Origin of the sequence: Enterobacter sp. CRENT-193, assembly GCF_002787395.1 — a bacterium.
GTDB classification, from domain to species: Bacteria; Pseudomonadota; Gammaproteobacteria; order Enterobacterales; family Enterobacteriaceae; genus Enterobacter; species Enterobacter hormaechei_C.
Genome location: NZ_CP024812.1, coordinates 3,707,325 through 3,726,511 on the forward strand (window position 1 = coordinate 3,707,325; position 19,187 = coordinate 3,726,511).

The window sequence follows — 19,187 nt, forward strand, 5'->3', positions numbered from 1 at the left end:
GAGATATCATTGATTTTACGGCGGGTTTAGCAAATAGCGCAAAGAAAAAAGGCCGCGTGAGCGGCCTTTTTAGTTAGTTCATATTACTCTGCTTTGGGCGTTGCGTTTTCGACACGGCTTTTTAACTTCTGTCCGGGTCTGAAGGTCACCACGCGGCGGGCTGTAATGGGAATATCTTCCCCCGTCTTCGGGTTACGGCCCGGACGTTGGTTTTTGTCTCGCAAATCAAAATTGCCAAAGCCGGAGAGTTTAACCTGCTCACCATTTTCCAGAGCACGACGGATCTCTTCGAAAAACAGCTCTACCAGCTCTTTGGCATCCCGTTTGCTAAGCCCAAGCTTATCAAACAGATATTCTGACATTTCAGCTTTTGTAAGCGCCATAGGTTCAATCCCTCAATGATGCCTGGAATCGCTCTTTTAATGCCTCTACACATTTGGCGACGGTAGCGGCAATCTCCTCTTCTTCGAGTGTACGGCTGGTATCCTGAAGGATAAGGCTAATAGCGAGGCTCTTGAAACCTTCTGCTACGCCCTTGCCGCGGTACACGTCAAATAAGTTTACGCCAACTACCTGATTTACGCCAACTTTCTTACATTCGGCCAAAATATCTGCTGCGGGCACATTTTCAGCGACCACAACCGCGATATCACGGCGGTTTGCCGGGAAGCGTGAGACGTCCTGCGCCTGAGGAATGACGCGGTCTGCAACCGGGTTCCACTCCAGTTCGAATACGATGGTACGGCCATTCAGATCCAGCTTACGTTCCAGTTCCGGGTGAACAACCCCAATGAAACCAACACGTTTGCCGTCTAAATAGATCGCCGCACTCTGACCCGGATGCAGGGCTGGAATCGCTTCTGCGCGGAATTCAATTTCGGATAATTTACCGGTCAGATCGAGAATTGCTTCCAGATCACCCTTCATATCGTAGAAATCAACCGTCCCTTTTGCCAGGTCCCAGTGCTCTTCATAGCGGTTACCGCTGATGGCGCCGGCCAGCATGAGATCCTGACGGATGCCTAAATTCGCCTGAGTATCCGGTACAAAGCGCAAACCGCTTTCGAAAATACGTACACGGTTTTGCTGACGGTTCTGGTTATAAACGATAGTGCCCAGCAGTCCCGTCCACAGGGACAGACGCATCGCTGACATCTCGCTGGAAATCGGGCTTGGCAGGATCAGCGCTTCCTGACCCGGGTGGATCAGCTGTTGCAGCTTAGGATCAACGAAGCTGTAGGTGATCACTTCCTGGTAGCCTTTGTCGTTCAGCATGGTTTTCACACGCTTCAGAGACAGATCGGCTTCGCGATGGCTGCCCATCACCAGACCCGCCTGCACCGGCTCGTCAGGGATGTTGTTGTAGCCGTAAACGCGGGCCACTTCTTCCACCAGATCTTCTTCGATCTCCATGTCGAAACGCCAGGATGGCGCAACGGCTTTCCACTCGTCCTGACCTTCTGTGACTTCGCAGCCCAGACGCGTCAGAATGTCGGTCACCTGCGCATCGGCAACGTGGTGACCAATCAGGCGATCCAGCTTGCTGCGGCGCAGGGTAATGGTCGCACGCTTCGGCAGTGTCGCTTCGTTGGTCACATCAATTACCGGACCCGCTTCACCGCCGCAGATATCGATCAGCAGGCGAGTTGCACGCTCCATCGCTTTGTATTGCAGCGCAGGATCCACACCACGCTCGTAGCGATGAGAAGCATCAGTGTGCAGACCGTGACGGCGTGCGCGGCCAGTGATGGAGAGCGGGCTGAAGAACGCGCATTCCAGCAGGACGTTTTGCGTCTCGTCGTTAACGCCAGAGTGCTCGCCGCCGAAGATACCGCCCATCGCCAGCGCTTTGTTGTGATCGGCAATCACCAGGGTGTCGGCGTTCAGTTTCGCTTCGCTGCCGTCCAGCAGAACCAGGGTTTCGCCCTCTTTCGCCATGCGCACGACGATCCCACCTTCGATACGATCTTTATCAAAGGCGTGCATTGGCTGGCCCAGCTCCAGCAGAACATAGTTGGTGACGTCCACCACGGCGTCGATAGAACGGATACCGCAGCGACGCAGTTTCTCTTTCATCCACAGCGGGGTTGGCGCTTTAACGTTAATACCTTTCACCACACGACCGAGGTAGCGTGGGCAGGCCTCAGGCGCGTCTACCTGAATCGGCAGCACGTCACTGATGGTTGCCTCAACCGGCGCGATCTCCGGCACGTTCAGTTCGGTCTGGTTCAGCACGGCCACGTCGCGGGCCACACCGATGATGCCTAAGCAGTCGGCACGGTTTGGCGTTACGCTGATTTCGATGGTGTTGTCATCAAGCTTCAGGTATTCGCGGATATCGGTACCGACTGGCGCATCCTGCGGCAGTTCAATAATGCCGGAGTGATCGTCGGAAATACCCAGTTCGGAGAAGGAGCACAGCATACCTTCAGACGGCTCACCGCGCAGCTTAGCCGCTTTGATTTTGAAATCGCCCGGCAGTACCGCACCGACGGTCGCCACGGCCACTTTCAGGCCCTGACGGCAGTTTGGCGCACCGCAGACGATATCCAGCAGACGATCACCGCCCACATTGACTTTTGTTACGCGCAGTTTGTCAGCGTTAGGGTGCTGACCGCATTCAACCACTTCGCCCACGACCACGCCGGTGAAGGCGCCAGAAACCGGCTCTACACCGTCAACTTCCAGACCCGCCATGGTGATCTGGTTGGAAAGCGCGTCGCTGTCCAGCGTGGTGTTCACCCATTCGCGTAACCACAGTTCACTGAATTTCATTGTTCTGTCCTGCCCTTATTTAAACTGTTTGAGGAAACGCAGATCGTTTTCGAAGAACGCACGTAAATCGGTTACGCCGTAGCGCAGCATGGTCAGACGCTCCATGCCCATACCGAACGCAAAGCCGGAATACACTTCTGGATCGATACCCACGTTGCGCAGCACGTTTGGATGCACCATGCCGCAGCCCAGCACTTCCAGCCATTTACCGTTTTTACCCATCACGTCAACTTCCGCAGACGGTTCGGTGAACGGGAAGTAGGACGGACGGAAGCGAACCTGCAAATCTTCCTCAAAAAAGTTGTTCAGGAAATCGTGCAGCGTGCCTTTCAGGTTGGTGAAGCTGATGTTTTTATCAACAATCAGACCTTCCATCTGGTGGAACATTGGGGTGTGGGTCTGATCGTAGTCGTTACGGTATACGCGGCCAGGCGCGATAATACGGATTGGCGGTTCCTGATCCTTCATGGTACGGATCTGAACGCCGGAAGTCTGGGTACGCAGCAGACGGGTAGCGTCAAACCAGAAAGTGTCGTGGTCAGCACGTGCCGGATGATGGCCAGGAATGTTGAGGGCATCGAAGTTATGGTAATCATCTTCAATTTCCGGGCCAGTCGCCACGGTAAAGCCGAGCTCACCGAAGAAACTTTCAATACGATCGATAGTACGGGTAACCGGATGCAGACCGCCGTTTTCGATACGACGACCCGGCAGAGAAACGTCAATCGTTTCTGCCGCCAGACGCGCATTCAGTACTGCGCTTTCCAGCTCGGCTTTACGCGCGTTCAGCGCCTGCTGTACCTGCTCTTTGGCTTCGTTAATCACTGCACCGGCTGCCGGGCGCTCCTCTGCTGGCAGTTCACGCAGGGTAGTCATCTGAAGGGTCAAATGCCCTTTCTTGCCCAGATATTCGACGCGGACATTGTCTAACGCGGCAACATCTGAGGCCTGGTTAATGGCGGCCGTTGCACTGGCAACCAGCTCTGCGAGATGTGACATGGTTTTCCTCATTATGTCGGTGCAGACACCGAATTGTTGGACGTATTCTCTTAACTTCAGGCACAAAAAAAGCCTCCATCGGGAGGCTTATCTGGCGCTGTTTTTCGTTTCATCTTTCACGCGCTAGCCTCCTGAAGTCAGGTGCTAAAGTAAAAGAAGAAGCGGAAAATAGCAGCATTCATGCTTGCGTTACCTTGTAGGGTAAAAACCGTTAAGACCTTATTGAAAAGCCTGCACGGATAAATGTCAATCTTCTGATGGTGTTAAATGAAAAGAGGAGGCAAAGCCCCCTCTCTCAACTGGCTTATGCCAGTGCTGCTTTCGCTTTTTCGACCAGAGCGGTGAACGCTACTTTGTCGAATACTGCGATGTCAGCCAGGATCTTACGGTCGATTTCAACAGAGGCTTTTTTCAGGCCGTTGATGAATTTGCTGTAAGAAATACCGTTCTGACGTGCTGCTGCGTTGATACGCGCAATCCACAGTTGACGGAACTGACGCTTACGCTGACGACGGTCACGGTAAGCGTACTGACCTGCTTTGATAACAGCCTGGAAGGCAACGCGGTATACGCGTGAACGCGCACCGTAGTAGCCTTTAGCTTGTTTCAAAATTTTCTTGTGACGTGCACGTGCAATTACACCACGTTTTACGCGAGCCATGTGTGCTCTCCTGTATCTATTCTAAGTTAAAAAAGTTAAACGTTAACGACTTATGCGTACGGCAGGCACGCGATGACCAGGCCCAGATCGCCTTTAGAAACCATGGCTTTTGGACGCAGGTGACGTTTACGCTTGGTAGCTTTCTTAGTCAGAATGTGACGCAGGTTAGCGTGCTTGTGCTTAAAACCACCTTTACCGGTTTTTTTGAAGCGCTTAGCAGCACCGCGTACGGTCTTAATTTTTGGCATTTTAATAACTTCCACTTCGCATTGTTAAATAAACGAAACATAGGCGAACAAAACCTATGAAACCCGAAGGCTCCACAGATTTTGCTGCTTGAAGGCCTTACTGTTTCTTCTTAGGAGCGAGCACCATGATCATCTGGCGGCCTTCGATCTTCGTAGGGAAGGATTCGACTACTGCCAGTTCACTCAGATCGTCACGGACGCGGTTAAGCACTTCCATACCAATCTGTTGGTGGGCCATCTCACGACCGCGGAAACGCAGCGTGATCTTGGCCTTATCGCCATCTTCCAGAAAGCGAATCAGGCTGCGGAGTTTTACCTGATAATCGCCATCGTCGGTACCAGGACGGAATTTGATTTCCTTAACCTGGATAACTTTTTGCTTCTTCTTCTGTTCCTTAGAAGACTTACTCTTTTCATAAAGGAACTTGCCGTAGTCCATGATACGACAAACTGGCGGTTCGGCGTTAGGGCTGATTTCAACTAAATCTACTCCAGCTTCTTCAGCCTTTTCGATCGCTTCTCTCAGACTCACAATCCCCAGCTGCTCGCCTTCCAGACCTGTTAAGCGAACTTCCTGGGCGCGAATCTCGCCATTGATACGATTCGGACGTGCCGTTTGAACTCGTTTTCCGCCTTTAATACCTTATTCCTCCAGTTGTTGAAGACTGCGGCTGCGAATCTCTTGTTGCAGCTTCTCAATCACTTCACTTACGTCCAGGCTCCCCAGGTCTTTACCACGGCGGGTGCGAACGGCAACTTTGCCTGCTTCCACCTCTTTATCACCACAGACCAACATATACGGGACACGACGTAAAGTGTGCTCGCGGATTTTAAAGCCAATCTTCTCATTTCTCAAGTCTGCTTTTACGCGAATGCCCGCATTTTGTAGTTTCTGCGTCAATTCTTTAACGTAATCCGCCTGAGAATCGGTAATGTTCATCACCACGACCTGCACCGGCGCAAGCCAGGTTGGGAAGAAGCCTGCGAACTCTTCGGTCAGGATGCCGATGAAGCGCTCCAGTGAACCGAGAATCGCACGGTGAATCATAACCGGCACCTGACGCTCGTTGTCTTCGCCAACATAAGAGGCGCTTAAACGCTGCGGCAGGGAGAAGTCCAGCTGTACCGTTCCGCACTGCCATGCGCGATCGAGGCAGTCATACAGGGTAAATTCAATTTTCGGACCGTAGAATGCGCCCTCGCCCAGCTGGTATTCGAACGGAATACCGTTCTCTTCCAGCGCTACGGCGAGATCCGCCTCTGCGCGATCCCATGTCTCATCGCTGCCGATACGTTTTTCCGGACGCGTTGAGAGTTTGACCACGATCTTCTCGAAGCCAAAGGTGCTGTACATATCGTAGACCATACGAATACAGGCGTTAACTTCTTCACGGACCTGATCTTCAGTACAGAAGATATGCGCATCATCCTGAGTAAAGCCACGAACACGCATCAGACCGTGCAGCGCACCTGATGGCTCGTTACGGTGGCAGCTACCGAACTCCGCCATACGCAGCGGCAGATCGCGGTAGGATTTCAGACCCTGGTTGAAGATCTGAACGTGGCCCGGGCAGTTCATTGGCTTGATGCAGTATTCACGGTTCTCAGACGAAGTGGTGAACATCGCATCTTTGTAGTTGTCCCAGTGGCCGGTTTTTTCCCACAGCACACGGTCCATCATGAACGGGCCCTTCACTTCCTGATACTGGTACTCTTTCAGCTTGGAGCGCACGAACGTTTCCAGTTCACGGAAGATAGTCCAGCCGTCGTTATGCCAGAACACCATCCCCGGCGCTTCTTCCTGCATATGATACAGGTCAAGCTGCTTACCGATTTTACGGTGGTCACGCTTAGCCGCCTCTTCCAGGCGTTGCAGGTATGCGTTCAGGGCTTTCTTATCGGCCCACGCGGTACCATAGATACGCTGCAACATCTTGTTGTTGCTATCGCCACGCCAGTAAGCGCCTGCGATTTTCATCAGTTTGAAGTGATGACAGAAGCGCATATTCGGCACGTGCGGACCACGGCACATGTCGACGTATTCCTGGTGATGGTACAAGCCTGGCTTGTCATCATGAGCGATGTTTTCATCAAGAATCGAGACTTTGTAGCTCTCGCCGCGCTTCACGAAGGTTTCACGCGCTTCGTGCCAGCTGACTTTCTTCTTAATGACGTCATAGTTGGTTTCGGCGAGCTCGTGCATACGTTTTTCGAGCGCGTCGATATCTTCCTGGGTCAGGGTGTGGTCAAGGTCAACGTCGTAGTAGAAACCGTTGTCGATAACCGGGCCGATCGCCATTTTGGTGTTTGGCCACAGCTGCTTGATAGCATGGCCTAACAGGTGCGCGCAGGAGTGACGAATGATCTCCAGACCTTCTTCGTCTTTCGCGGTGATGATCGCAAGCGTTGCATCGCTTTCAATCAGATCGGACGCGTCTACCAGCTCGCCGTTTACGCGGCCTGCAATGGTTGCTTTTGCAAGTCCAGGACCGATATCCAGGGCAACATCCATTGGGCTAACAGCGTGGTCGAAATGGCGTTGGCTGCCATCAGGAAGAGTAATTACAGGCATTTTATATCCTTATTTGCAGTGATGCCCCACACATAAGAGCATATACAAAGAAAATAATCGTGATTAAACAGTAGATTACGAAACCATCTGACCAACAATCGTCAAATTGGTTCGTCATCATTCACCGGCCGATTTCAGAATAATGCGGGTTTACGACAGGCGACGTAATGGTAACACTATTGACAGGGCGAATGCACCTTCCTGCGACCGTTTTGAACCGCACATCCTGTTGTCTGCATTAATGAACTTTTGTTGACGGGTGCTCGCAATCCGAAAGTGCTGAGCTATTCTTGATCTGGTCCTTAAACATCGAAGGGGTATCACATGAACGTATCGAGTAGAACCGTTGTGATATTAAATCTACTTTCCGCTGCTGGCCTGGTATTGATTCTGGCTGACAGATTCCATTGGTTTTAAGCCGAACCGGTGTTCCGGCATAACCTCTTCTCCCTTGTTGAGCGCTTTCTGGCGCAGACTTTGGTAGACTAAGGGTATCAACAGATAAGGATTAGGTTATGCCAACAAAAAGATTTGCCGTGAAGCACTGGAAAATGGTTGTGGTGTTAATTGCTATTTGCGGCGCGATGTTGCTGCTGCGCTGGGCCGCTATGATCTGGGGCTAATATTTTGTCAGCGAAAACCTGCCGTGAATTTACTGAATAAATCTTAACTATCTTTACGATAATTTATGGTCCAAAACCGGTACGTCATAATCCGGTTTTCGACAGGCTGTGGCAGCGTATATATTCCGTCACATGTGGCAGTTGAAATATCAGGACCACTCACCCGCCACCAGCTTATGTACATCAAATGCATCATTCATTGACTGGCCGGTAGACTGAGAGCCAGGGGCAATGTTGGAGCCTGCTTCTACATCAGAGGCTTTAGCGATCCCGATTGGGCTGTTAACGTCATTGGCAGGTTGCGTATTATCAGCAGCAAATACGCCAAATGAAAGTGCGGAAAGCACCATCGCTGCTGTAGCGGTTTTGATTTTTTTCATAATTTTATTCTCATACTTATTTAATGCGATATGCCTGAGGCAAGTTTTTCGCCTGTGCCGTAAGTGTAGATCTGGATCACATTCTTGCCTAGTCAAATTATTTATCAATTCGTGTCAAATAAACTGAATAAGCCCTGGCCAGCTAATTATGGAGAAATTATGAAGATGAAACCAGACACATTATTTTAAAACGCCGTTTAATATAAATAAGCACAGTTTCAGAAAATAAAAAACGGGCCGGGATTATTCTCGGCCCGACGATATTACATTTTATAACCTAATGAAATCGTGGTTCGGCGATCGGTATGTTCCGGTGCAGAATCAGGTGGGCATGAGTTCCAGGTTACGTTGTACGCCACCTTGAGTCCAAAGTGTTCGTTGATGGCCACGTTCAACGCACTTTCAGAGTTCAGCGTTGTATCTTCAGCGCCAAACACCGACACACCCTGGGTGAATTTTGCGTTATCCGTCATCTGCCATGCGTAGGTGCCCGATGCATAACCCAGCGGCTGGGTTTCATCTTCGCCGTTGGTGTACTCGTCGTAACGGACACCCGGACCGAATTCAAAACGCAGGCTGTGCACCGGCCCATTGAGGAACTGACGACCATAACCCGCAGTTACGACATCACGCTGGCGATAGCCGTTGTAGCGGTCAGTCAGCCAACTCGCCTGCCCGAACAGGTAGTCATAATCGGTCATGTTGTATCGGCTACGTCCGCCTACCGCGTATTTCTCCGATGAGCGTTGATCGTTAGCAGAGGTGTTGCTGGCATTTCCCCACAGCGACCAGGCCGTGGTGTTGCCGTACCAGGTCAGGGTGCTGTCTGCGGTCAGGGAGGAGCTTTTCGTATTACCGGATTGCGCCAGATACCCGGCATTCACGTTACCTTCAAAGGGTTTTTTGGCAGTGGAGGGATCGTCCATGACAGTAAAAACGGTATCATCGGCGGTTGCATTCAGTGACGCAAATACGCCACCCGCCAGCATCAGTGCTGCGGGTACTGTCTTCAAAAGCTTCATTTTATTTAAGGAGTCCGTACAACATAAAAAGAGACCGTCACGGTCTCGGAAACTTTCTTGCGGATCAATGACAAGGCGACCATAGAAAGGTAACAAATTATAAAAAGCCGCAAATAACATAGCAATATTTTCTTCTTTCATTTTTTGAATAAGAACGATCCCAAAACGCGTTTTATTTTATATGCCCGGCGCAGCTTATTTGTCAGCATTCATTTTTAAAATCATACTGTTATTTACGTTGCCTTCCTGCCAAACGGTGCCAGGCTTAAAAGAACCCATGATAAAAGGAGGTCATGATGGCTTCGATTTATACGCTGACACTCTCCCCTTCCCTCGACTCCGCGACCATGACGCCGCAAATCTACCCGGAAGGTAAGCTGCGCTGTAGCGCGCCGGTGTTTGAGCCGGGCGGCGGCGGCATCAACGTGGCGCGCGCTATTACCCATCTCGGCGGAAAAGCCACCGCCATCTTCCCCGCTGGCGGCGCCACGGGAGAACATCTGGTGGCGTTGCTGGCAGATGAACAGGTGGCCGTAGACACCGTCGACGCTAAAGACTGGACCCGGCAGAACCTGCATGTCCATGTTGAATCCAGCGGCGAGCAATATCGCTTTGTGATGCCGGGTGCGAAATTGACCGATGATGAGTTTCGTCAACTGGAAGAGAAAGTGCTGACCATTGAAAGCGGCTCATTACTGGTGATCAGCGGTAGCCTGCCGCCGGGCGTCAAAACAGAGAAACTGACGGCGCTGGTTCAGGCTGCGCTCCAGCGCGGCATCCGCTGCGTTGTCGATAGCTCGGGCGAAGCCCTGAAGGCGGCGTTAGAACCCGGACAACTTGAACTCGTTAAACCTAACCAGAAAGAGCTCAGTGCCCTGGTTAATCGAGAACTCAGCCAGCCTGATGACGTTCGTACTGCCGCAGAAGAGCTGGTACGTACGGGCAAAGCGCATCGCGTTGTTGTTTCTCTCGGTCCTCAGGGGGCGCTGGCCGTCGATAAGACGGGCTTTGTGCAGGTTGTGCCACCGCCGATGAAAAGCCAGAGCACCGTGGGTGCCGGTGACAGTATGGTTGGCGCGATGGTGCTGAAGCTGGCGCAGGGCGCTTCGCTTCTGGAGATGGCACGCTATGGCGTCGCGGCAGGGAGTGCAGCCACCATAAACCAGGGAACGCGTCTGTGTTCGCTTGCGGATACCCAGAAAATTGTCGATTACCTCGAGAGAAGCTGAACCTGCTTCCCCTTCCCATGGAAGGGGAAGTCGCTAAACAGAGCTTATCGACTATGCTAAGAAAACTTTCAGGATAACAACGAGGTGAATTATGAGCAGTGGTGATATCACCCGCTACGTCGTAACCGTGAATATTCATGAGGCGTCGCTGACCGAACTGAATGAACTCAACAACGCGTTCACGCGCGCCAATTTTCTGCTTACGCTGACGGACGATGAGGGCAATATTCACGATCTCGGCTCACTGGCATTTGGCCTGATAAGCCCGCTGAGTCAGGAAGAGGTGAAGGCGCTGGCCAGTAGCCTGGTGGAAAGCGTGACTGACAAAGCCACGGAAATTGATGTGGATAGCTGGGAAAACTGGCATAAAAAAGAACAATAAGTGCCCTGTATAAAATTAAACCGCTCAGTTGTGCGTTAGTTCCTGTTTTTTTATAGCCGTTTTGCGCTAACTTTATGATCTGGCAGACAACATGGGAGAGACATCATGTGGCAGGCTATCAGTCATCTTTTAAGTGAGCAGCTGGGTGAAGGTGAAATTGAACTGCGTAACGAACTGCCAGGCGGAGAGATCCATGCCGCATGGCATTTACGTTACGCCGGGCGCGATCTTTTCGTTAAATGTGATGAGCGCGAATTGCTCCCCATTTTTACTGCCGAAGCCGATCAGCTTGAGCTGTTATCGCGCAGTAAAACAGTCACCGTTCCGCAGGTTTTAGCCGTCGGCAGCGATCGTGACTATAGCTTTCTGGTGATGAACTATCTTCCCGCGCGTCCTCTGGATGCGCACAACGCCTTTATTCTCGGGCAACAGATCGCCCGTTTGCACCAGTGGAGCGATCAACCTCAGTTTGGGCTCGATTTCGATAACGACCTCTCCACCACCCCACAGCCAAACGCATGGCAGCGCCGCTGGTCGACTTTTTTCGCCGAACAGCGCATCGGCTGGCAGCTGGAGCTGGCCGCTGAAAAGGGATTAGCGTTCGGCAACATCGACGCGATTGTTGAACATATTCAGCAGCGTCTGGCTTCGCATCAGCCTCAGGCTTCCCTTCTGCACGGTGATTTATGGTCAAACAACTGCGCGCTTGGGCCTGATGGTCCCTATATATATGACCCGGCCTGCTACTGGGGCGACAGAGAGTGTGACCTCGCGATGCTGCCGTTGCACCCTGAACAGCCGCCGCAAATTTATGATGGCTATCAGTCTGTCTCGCCGTTACCTGCGGGTTTCCTTGATCGTCAGCCGGTTTATCAGCTGTACACCTTGCTAAACCGGGCTATTTTGTTTGGCGGGAGTCATCTGGTAAATGCCCAGCGGGCGCTGGACCGTATTCTGGCGGCATAGCGGGAAGGGGCAGCATCACGCCCCTTCCCTTAGGATTTACAGGAAGCCAAGCAGCGTAAAGAAGAAATACCCGGCCACAATGATGATGACCGGCAGGATGTAGAGCGGGAAAAACTGCACAAAAATGGTATGACGCGGAACGACAATGCGCGATTCGATCTGCTCGCGGCTCATCCCGTCAGGGCCTTTCGCCTTCTCAAGTATCAGCTGATCTTCCACCCCTTCGCGTAAAAAGCGGGTCTGGCGACTCATGCGCGCGCCGGAGGCCTGCAACGCCATCGCGATAAATATCAACGCATAGATTATCCAGAAACCGACATTCAGCTGGTGGTGAAAATCCGGCGTGGGGGAGTTGAACCAGAAGACGTTCAGGAACGGAGTGTTAAACCGCATCATCTCAATCATGACGTGGGCAAAATCAAGCATAACGGCATTGATGCCCGGCTGTTTTTCGCTGTGATCGTACATAAATTTGAGTACGGAGATCAGCGTTGAAATCAGGGCGGGAATAAAAATAACCCAACCAGCAACACGTTTTAAGACCGCGATGCGTCCAGCTTGTTGATACGTCATTAGTTCCTCTTCATAAAGACGCGTTATTTGTGCCTAAGTCTACCTGCTGTCGGTCAATTTCGCCCGCTCTTTGCATGCAATATGCTAAATTGCTTGTGCTTAGCACCGTTCGTCTTACCCCAAGATAAGGAGATGTTGTAATGTCGACACCGCGCCAGATACTTGCCGCTATTTTTGACATGGATGGATTGCTGATTGATTCCGAACCCCTGTGGGATCGGGCTGAACTGGACGTGATGGCCAGCCTCGGCGTCGATATCAGTCGTCGTAACGAGCTTCCCGATACCCTGGGGCTGCGCATCGATATGGTGGTTGACCTTTGGTATGCCCACCAGCCATGGGTTGGCCCGGATCGCGACGAAGTTACGGCGCGCATTATCAACCGCGCCATCTCCCTCGTAGAAGAGTATAAGCCTCTGTTACCGGGCGTACGCGACGCTATCGCCCTGTGCAAGGCGCAAGGGCTGAAAGTGGGACTGGCCTCCGCCTCACCGCTGCATATGCTGGAAAAAGTGCTGACGATGTTCGGGCTGCGCGACAGCTTCGACGCGCTGGCCTCGGCCGAAAAGCTTCCGTACAGCAAGCCACATCCGCAGGTGTATATGGACTGCGCCGCGAAACTGGGGCTGGATCCGCTTACCTGTGTGGCGCTGGAAGATTCGGTTAACGGCATGGTGGCGTCCAAAGCCGCACGTATGCGCTCCATCGTTGTGCCGGCTGAAGAAGGCCGACACGATCCCCGTTTTGCCCTGGCGGATGTCAGGCTGACGTCTCTTGAAGAATTGACTGCCCGCCATCTGCGTGGGGAGTAACGCTCTTTCAGGCAGCTTCGGCTGCCTGCCCCGCAAAATCAAAACAACGTTTTACTTTATTTGCTTTTCTCATTCCAGACTCCTATTCTTACGTGCAGAATGACAATAACCTGACTTCTGAGGCGCGTATGATACTGGATGCTTTTACTCTGGCAGGAAAAGTGGCGATGGTGACCGGGTGCGATACCGGTCTGGGGCAAGGCATGGCCATTGCCCTCGCCGAAGCAGGATGCGATATCGTGGGGGTTAACCGCAAGGTTCCTGACGAAACGGCAGCGCGCGTTACGGCGCTGGGACGACGCTTTATCGCGATTCGCGCCGATCTTGGCAAGCAGGAGAGTATTCAGAGCGTGGTGGATACCGCAGTCGCTGAGATGGGCCGCATCGATATTCTGGTTAACAATGCCGGCACCATCCGCCGTGCCGATGCGCTGGAATTTAGTGAGAAGGACTGGGACGAGGTCATCGATCTCAATCTGAAATCAGTCTTTTTCCTCTCTCAGGCAGTGGCGAAACAGTTTATCGCGCAGGGTCAGGGCGGCAAGATCATTAACATTGCTTCCATGCTCTCCTTCCAGGGCGGCATCCGGGTGCCCTCCTATACGGCGTCCAAAAGCGGCGTGCTGGGCCTCACCCGCCTGCTGGCGAACGAATGGGCGCCGCTAGGTATTAACGTGAACGCTATCGCGCCAGGTTATATGGCGACCAATAACACCCGGCAGCTTCGCGATGATGAGCAGCGTAGCCAGGCGATCCTCGACCGGATTCCGGCGGGCCGCTGGGGTCTCCCGAAGGATTTACAGGGTCCGGTGGTGTTTCTGGCTTCAAGAGCATCTGATTACGTTAACGGTCATACTCTCGCCGTAGACGGTGGCTGGCTGGCGCGCTAACCGCGCGTTTGTGACAAAGAGTTACACCGTCACCTCTTTCACACACTGTATAAAAACCCTATACTGTATGAATCGACAGTTTACCGGGTTTTATCATGACGGCGGAAGGCCACCTGCTTTTTTCACTTGCCTGTGCAGTGTTTGCCAAAAACGCTGAACTGACCCCTGTGCTGGCACAGGGGGACTGGTGGCATATTGTCCCTTCCGCCGTACTTACCTGCCTGCTGCCGGACATAGATCATCCAAAGTCATTCCTTGGCCAGCGGCTAAAGTGGATTTCAAAGCCCATCGCCAGAGCCTTTGGTCATCGCGGGTTTACCCACAGCCTGCTGGCCGTATTTGGCCTGCTTACACTCTTCTATTTAAAGGTTCCGGAGAGCTGGATCGTCCCGGCGGATGCCATTCAGGGCATGGTGCTTGGCTACTTAAGCCATATCCTCGCCGATATGCTGACGCCAGCGGGCGTACCGCTGCTCTGGCCCTGCCGCTGGCGTTTCCGCCTGCCAATCCTCGTGCCGCAAAAAGGCAACCAGCTGGAGCGCGTTCTGTGCATGGCGCTGTTTGCGTATGCCGTCTGGATGCCGCAGACATTGCCCGAAAATGGTGCAGTGCGCTGGTCATCGCAGATGATCAACTCGCTGCAATTTCAGTTCAATCGTTTTATTAATCACCAGATTGAACATTAAACCGACAATATAATCACTTTTGTCATAAACCATTCCATATGGATATAAGCGTGACATCACACTTCTGATAACCTTGCGCCAACAGGTTCGGTAAAAACCGACCGTATAATAAATCAGGAGAACGGGGATGAATTTTCCACTCATCGCGAACATTGTTGTGTTCGTCGTATTGCTATTGCTTCTCGCCCAGGCTCGCCACAAACAGTGGAGCCTGGCGAAAAAGGTACTGGTCGGTCTGGTCATGGGCGTGGTGTTTGGCCTGGCCTTACACGCTATTTACGGCTCCGACAGCCCGGTACTGAAAGACTCCATTCAGTGGTTCAACATTGTCGGTAACGGCTATGTACAGCTGCTGCAAATGATCGTTATGCCGCTGGTATTCGCCTCTATTCTGAGCGCCGTAGCCCGCCTGCACAATGCCTCTCAACTGGGTAAAATTAGCTTCCTGACCATTGGTACCCTGCTCTTCACCACGCTGATTGCGGCGCTGGTGGGTGTGCTGGTAACCAATCTGTTTGGCCTGACTGCTGAAGGTCTGGTGCAGGGTAGCGCTGAAACCGCGCGTCTGACGGCGATTGAGACCAACTACGTGGGTAAAGTGGCCGATCTGACCGTTCCGCAGATGGTGCTCTCCTTCATTCCGAAGAACCCGTTTGCTGACCTGACCGGCGCAAGCCCAACCTCCATTATCAGCGTGGTGATCTTCGCGGCATTCCTGGGCGTGGCTGCGCTGAAGCTGCTGAAGGACGATGCGCCGAAAGGCGAGCGCGTTCTGACGGCCATCGATACCCTGCAAAGCTGGGTGATGAAGCTGGTGCGTCTGGTCATGCAACTGACGCCGTACGGTGTCCTGGCTCTGATGACCAAAGTCGTTGCAGGTTCTAACCTGCAAGACATCATTAAGCTTGGCAGCTTTGTGATTGCCTCGTACCTCGGTCTGGGCATCATGTTTGTTGTGCACGGCATTCTGCTGGCGGTGAACGGCGTTGGCCCGCTGAAATACTTCCGTAAAGTCTGGCCGGTGCTGACCTTCGCCTTTACCAGCCGTTCCAGCGCGGCATCTATCCCGCTGAACGTGGAAGCACAGACCCGTCGTCTGGGCGTACCGGAGTCTATCGCCAGCTTCTCGGCCTCCTTTGGCGCCACCATTGGGCAGAACGGCTGTGCGGGTCTCTACCCGGCGATGCTGGCTGTGATGGTTGCCCCAACCGTGGGGATTAATCCGCTGGATCCGGTCTGGATTGCGACGCTGGTCGGTATCGTGACCATTAGCTCCGCCGGTGTTGCGGGCGTGGGCGGCGGCGCGACCTTCGCTGCGCTGATCGTTCTGCCTGCGCTTGGACTGCCGGTGACGCTGGTTGCCCTGCTGATCTCTGTTGAACCGCTGATCGACATGGGTCGTACCGCCCTGAACGTGAGTGGCTCAATGACCGCCGGTACCCTGACCAGCCAGTGGCTGAAGCAGACCGACAAAACAATTCTCGACAGTGAAGATGATGCCGAACTGGCCCATCGTTAATCACTGCCGAAATAAAAAAACCGCCTGAGGGCGGTTTTTTTATGGCTGTTATTCTTCAACCTCTTCATCCTGGCGGGTCTGCATAGCCCATCGCTGCGCCGATTCTGGCACCGTAAACGCAGGGGAGCGACGGAAGTGCTCGCCAATCAGCACGAAGGCAACGTATTTACCCCGTAACATCCAGACATCGCGAAAACCATCCACTTTCAGGGCATGGTCAGGCGGCGCGGGTTCAACGCGGGGCACATAGCTAATAACCTGGCGGTTTTGTTGACGAAGAGGTTTCATAAGCGACGGGTTCACTAAAGCAAATTCTTAAAGCAGGAAATTTCTATCATAGCCGATTCTCCCCCCACCCGTCGCGCCTGACATGTGGCAGATGGCTCCTTTCGCTAATCACTTCCTCTGAAAACGCTTAGTTCGCCTGCTAATTCATCACATTGTTCTATCCTTAATAGGGTTTTCAGGAACGAACAAAGGAGAATCGTGCAATGTCGAACAATGATAAACCCCATCAATCCCCTATTCATGGCACCGAAGAATCTCAACCGGGAATGGACTCACTCGCCCCTGCGGATGGCTCTCATAAACCGTCGCCGGGCCTCTCCGCGCCGGGCGAGCAACCTACTGCACCGGGAAGCATGAAGTCACCCGATGCGGACAACGAAAAGTTAAAATCTCTCGACCCGCACCGCAAAGGGGGTGAAGGCTATGCGCTGACCACCAATCAGGGCGTGCGCATCGCCGATGATCAGAACTCCTTGCGCGCCGGAACGCGCGGCCCGACGCTGCTGGAAGATTTCATCCTGCGGGAAAAAATCACCCATTTCGACCATGAGCGTATTCCTGAACGTATCGTTCACGCTCGCGGCTCTGCGGCGCACGGCTATTTCCAGCCGTACAAGAGCCTGAAGGAGATCACGAAGGCGGATTTCCTTTCCGATCCGAACAAAATTACACCGGTATTTGTGCGCTTCTCTACCGTACAGGGCGGCGCGGGTTCGGCCGACACGGTGCGTGATATCCGCGGCTTCGCCACCAAATTCTATACCGAAGAGGGCATTTTCGACCTCGTCGGGAATAACACCCCGGTTTTCTTCATTCAGGATGCGCATAAATTCCCTGACTTTGTCCATGCGGTAAAACCAGAGCCACACTGGGCCATACCGCAGGGACAAAGTGCGCATGACACCTTCTGGGACTACGTCTCCCTGCAACCGGAAACCCTTCACAACGTGATGTGGGCGATGTCTGACCGGGGGATCCCACGCAGCTATCGCACCATGGAAGGCTTTGGTATTCATACCTTCCGTCTGATTAACGCTGAAGGTAAAGCGACGTTTGTGCGTTTCCACTGGAAACCGGTCGCGGGGAAAGCGTCCCTGGTGTGGGATGAAGCACAGAAGCTGACCGGGCGCGATCCGGACTTCCACCGTCGCGAACTGTGGGAATCCATTGAAGCCGGTGATTTCCCGGAATACGAGCTGGGGTTACAGCTGATCCCGGAAGAGGACGAGTTCAAATTCGACTTCGACCTGCTCGACCCGACCAAGCTTATTCCCGAAGAGCTGGTGCCGGTTCAGCTGGTGGGCAAAATGGTGCTTAATCGCAACCCGGATAACTTCTTCGCGGAGAATGAGCAGGCTGCGTTCCACCCGGGCCATATTGTGCCGGGGCTGGATTTCACCAACGATCCGCTGCTCCAGGGCCGTCTGTTCTCTTATACCGATACGCAGATCAGCCGTCTCGGCGGACCGAACTTCCACGAAATTCCTATCAACCGTCCGACCTGCCCGTACCATAACTTCCAGCGTGACGGGATGCATCGCCAGGATATCGATACCAACCCGGCGAACTACGAGCCAAACTCCATTAACGATAACTGGCCGCGTGAAACCCCGCCGGGGCCAAAACGTGGCGGATTCGAGTCGTATCAGGAGCGCGTGGACGGAACAAAAATTCGCGAGCGCAGCCCGTCATTCGGCGAATATTACGCTCAGCCTCGCCTGTTCTGGAACAGCCAGACCCCGATTGAACAGCAGCACATTATCGGCGGTTTCAGCTTTGAGCTGAGCAAAGTGGTGCGTACCTACATTCGCGAGCGCGTGGTCGACCATCTGGCGCATATTGATATCCAGCTTGCTCAGGGCGTGGCGAATAATCTCGGCATCACGCTCACCGATGAGCAATGCCATGCCGCACCGCCAAAAGACGTGAACGGGCTGAAGAAGGATCCGTCCCTGAGCCTGTACGCGGTACCTGGCGGGTCAATTAAAGGCCGCGTAGTGGCTATTCTGCTGAACGATAAACCGCGCGCCAGCGACGTACTGGGGATCATGCGGGCGCTCAAAACCCAGGGCGTACATGCCAAACTGCTTTACTCTCGCATGGGTGAAGTGACGGCCGATGATGGCTCCGTCCTGCCGATTGCCGCGACCTTCGCCGGAGCACCGTCGCTGACGGTTGATGCGGTGATTATGCCGTGCGGCGACGTTGAGAGCCTGCTCGGTAACGGTGATGCCGCCTATTATCTGCTGGAAGCCTATAAGCACCTGAAGCCAATCGCTCTGGCAGGCGATGCGCGGAAGTTTAAAACTCTGCTGAAGGTACCGGATCAAGGGGAAGAAGGCATTGTCGAAGGTGATAACGTCGATGATGCGTTTATGACCCGATTGTTTGACCTGCTCGCCGCGCACCGCGTGTGGTCGCGCAGCAGTAAGATTGACCAGATACCGGCGTAAAAAACCTGAAGCCCTCACCCCGGCCCTCTCCCCTGGGAGAGGGAGAAAACAATAAAAACGGTAACCAAAAGGTTACCGTTTTGCTTTTACCTCGCCACCGGGCTTTGCC

Annotated in this window: 22 protein-coding genes and 1 other annotated feature; of the genes, 10 read left to right on the plus strand and 12 right to left on the minus strand. The window is 53.2% G+C overall.

Annotation, left to right across the window (positions count from 1 at the left end; genetic code table 11):
* Positions 1-83: 83 nt before the first annotated feature.
* The 8 genes from ihfA to thrS form a co-directional block, all read right to left on the minus strand.
* Entirely contained in the window at positions 84-383 is a 300-nt protein-coding gene (gene ihfA / locus CU081_RS18420; protein ID WP_003857805.1) for an integration host factor subunit alpha, read from the minus strand.
* Between the two features lie 4 nt (positions 384-387).
* Positions 388-2,775 carry a phenylalanine--tRNA ligase subunit beta gene (pheT, locus tag CU081_RS18425; protein WP_022650903.1) on the minus strand — a complete coding sequence of 796 codons (2,388 nt, stop codon included), beginning with the start codon at positions 2,773-2,775 and terminating at the stop codon, positions 388-390.
* Positions 2,776-2,790: 15 nt separating this feature from the next.
* The gene (pheS, locus tag CU081_RS18430; RefSeq protein ID WP_033145275.1) at positions 2,791-3,774 is read right to left on the minus strand and encodes a phenylalanine--tRNA ligase subunit alpha; all 984 of its coding nucleotides are present in this window, start codon (positions 3,772-3,774) and stop codon (positions 2,791-2,793) included.
* Between the two features lie 62 nt (positions 3,775-3,836).
* Positions 3,837-3,961: a sequence feature (Phe leader region), on the minus strand.
* Positions 3,912-3,956 (minus strand): pheST operon leader peptide PheM, encoded by a 45-nt coding sequence (gene pheM / locus CU081_RS26165; RefSeq protein ID WP_001386830.1) that lies wholly within the window; start codon positions 3,954-3,956, stop codon positions 3,912-3,914. (Overlaps the previous feature by 45 nt.)
* 117 nt (positions 3,962-4,078) lie before the next feature.
* Positions 4,079-4,435, minus strand: a complete 357-nt coding sequence (gene rplT / locus CU081_RS18440) for a 50S ribosomal protein L20 (protein WP_000124850.1) — start codon at positions 4,433-4,435, stop codon at positions 4,079-4,081.
* 50 nt (positions 4,436-4,485) lie between these two features.
* Positions 4,486-4,683, minus strand: a complete 198-nt coding sequence (gene rpmI, locus CU081_RS18445; RefSeq protein ID WP_001124225.1) for a 50S ribosomal protein L35 — start codon at positions 4,681-4,683, stop codon at positions 4,486-4,488.
* Between the two features lie 97 nt (positions 4,684-4,780).
* A complete protein-coding gene (infC, locus tag CU081_RS18450) occupies positions 4,781-5,323 on the minus strand; it encodes a translation initiation factor IF-3 (RefSeq protein WP_023616141.1) in 543 nt (180 codons plus the stop codon).
* 3 nt (positions 5,324-5,326) lie between these two features.
* Positions 5,327-7,255, minus strand: a complete 1,929-nt coding sequence (gene thrS, locus CU081_RS18455; RefSeq protein WP_003857814.1) for a threonine--tRNA ligase — start codon at positions 7,253-7,255, stop codon at positions 5,327-5,329.
* A gap of 324 nt (positions 7,256-7,579) precedes the next feature.
* Between thrS and yncL the strand changes: the two genes are divergently transcribed.
* Entirely contained in the window at positions 7,580-7,672 is a 93-nt protein-coding gene (gene yncL / locus CU081_RS18460) for a stress response membrane protein YncL (RefSeq protein WP_071785204.1), read from the plus strand.
* A 98-nt stretch (positions 7,673-7,770) separates the two neighbouring features.
* Positions 7,771-7,878 carry a small membrane protein YniD gene (gene yniD, locus CU081_RS18465; protein ID WP_003857815.1) on the plus strand — a complete coding sequence of 36 codons (108 nt, stop codon included), beginning with the start codon at positions 7,771-7,773 and terminating at the stop codon, positions 7,876-7,878.
* 149 nt (positions 7,879-8,027) lie between these two features.
* On the opposite strand, the gene CU081_RS18470 is transcribed toward yniD, so the two are convergent.
* The gene (locus CU081_RS18470) at positions 8,028-8,258 is read right to left on the minus strand and encodes a hypothetical protein (RefSeq protein WP_022650901.1); all 231 of its coding nucleotides are present in this window, start codon (positions 8,256-8,258) and stop codon (positions 8,028-8,030) included.
* A gap of 263 nt (positions 8,259-8,521) precedes the next feature.
* Positions 8,522-9,280 (minus strand): DUF481 domain-containing protein, encoded by a 759-nt coding sequence (locus CU081_RS18475; protein ID WP_100185529.1) that lies wholly within the window; start codon positions 9,278-9,280, stop codon positions 8,522-8,524.
* A gap of 296 nt (positions 9,281-9,576) precedes the next feature.
* Here CU081_RS18475 and pfkB point away from each other — a divergent pair, with 296 nt between their 5' ends.
* The 3 genes from pfkB (at position 9,577) to CU081_RS18490 (ending at position 11,857) form a co-directional block, all read left to right on the plus strand.
* Positions 9,577-10,509 (plus strand): 6-phosphofructokinase II, encoded by a 933-nt coding sequence (gene pfkB / locus CU081_RS18480; protein ID WP_022650900.1) that lies wholly within the window; start codon positions 9,577-9,579, stop codon positions 10,507-10,509.
* Between the two features lie 91 nt (positions 10,510-10,600).
* Positions 10,601-10,891, plus strand: a complete 291-nt coding sequence (ghoS, locus tag CU081_RS18485; protein ID WP_003857822.1) for a type V toxin-antitoxin system endoribonuclease antitoxin GhoS — start codon at positions 10,601-10,603, stop codon at positions 10,889-10,891.
* Positions 10,892-10,996: 105 nt separating this feature from the next.
* The gene (locus CU081_RS18490; RefSeq protein ID WP_022650899.1) at positions 10,997-11,857 is read left to right on the plus strand and encodes a fructosamine kinase family protein; all 861 of its coding nucleotides are present in this window, start codon (positions 10,997-10,999) and stop codon (positions 11,855-11,857) included.
* A gap of 36 nt (positions 11,858-11,893) precedes the next feature.
* Here the strand turns inward: CU081_RS18490 and CU081_RS18495 are convergent, their stop codons facing one another.
* Positions 11,894-12,430 carry a YniB family protein gene (locus tag CU081_RS18495; protein ID WP_003857823.1) on the minus strand — a complete coding sequence of 179 codons (537 nt, stop codon included), beginning with the start codon at positions 12,428-12,430 and terminating at the stop codon, positions 11,894-11,896.
* A 140-nt stretch (positions 12,431-12,570) separates the two neighbouring features.
* Here CU081_RS18495 and hxpB point away from each other — a divergent pair, with 140 nt between their 5' ends.
* From hxpB to tcyP, 4 genes are all read left to right on the plus strand, one after another.
* Positions 12,571-13,242 carry a hexitol phosphatase HxpB gene (gene hxpB, locus CU081_RS18500; protein WP_003857825.1) on the plus strand — a complete coding sequence of 224 codons (672 nt, stop codon included), beginning with the start codon at positions 12,571-12,573 and terminating at the stop codon, positions 13,240-13,242.
* A 128-nt stretch (positions 13,243-13,370) separates the two neighbouring features.
* The gene (gene kduD, locus CU081_RS18505; RefSeq protein ID WP_022650898.1) at positions 13,371-14,132 is read left to right on the plus strand and encodes a 2-dehydro-3-deoxy-D-gluconate 5-dehydrogenase KduD; all 762 of its coding nucleotides are present in this window, start codon (positions 13,371-13,373) and stop codon (positions 14,130-14,132) included.
* 95 nt (positions 14,133-14,227) lie between these two features.
* Positions 14,228-14,818: a metal-dependent hydrolase gene (locus tag CU081_RS18510; protein WP_015570742.1), complete on the plus strand. Its 591-nt coding sequence runs from the start codon at positions 14,228-14,230 to the stop codon at positions 14,816-14,818.
* 127 nt (positions 14,819-14,945) lie between these two features.
* The gene (gene tcyP / locus CU081_RS18515) at positions 14,946-16,337 is read left to right on the plus strand and encodes a cystine/sulfocysteine:cation symporter (protein WP_022647826.1); all 1,392 of its coding nucleotides are present in this window, start codon (positions 14,946-14,948) and stop codon (positions 16,335-16,337) included.
* A gap of 48 nt (positions 16,338-16,385) precedes the next feature.
* On the opposite strand, the gene cedA is transcribed toward tcyP, so the two are convergent.
* Entirely contained in the window at positions 16,386-16,625 is a 240-nt protein-coding gene (cedA, locus tag CU081_RS18520; protein WP_022647825.1) for a cell division activator CedA, read from the minus strand.
* A gap of 203 nt (positions 16,626-16,828) precedes the next feature.
* Between cedA and katE the strand changes: the two genes are divergently transcribed.
* The gene (gene katE / locus CU081_RS18525; RefSeq protein ID WP_022650896.1) at positions 16,829-19,078 is read left to right on the plus strand and encodes a catalase HPII; all 2,250 of its coding nucleotides are present in this window, start codon (positions 16,829-16,831) and stop codon (positions 19,076-19,078) included.
* Positions 19,079-19,187 lie beyond the last annotated feature (109 nt).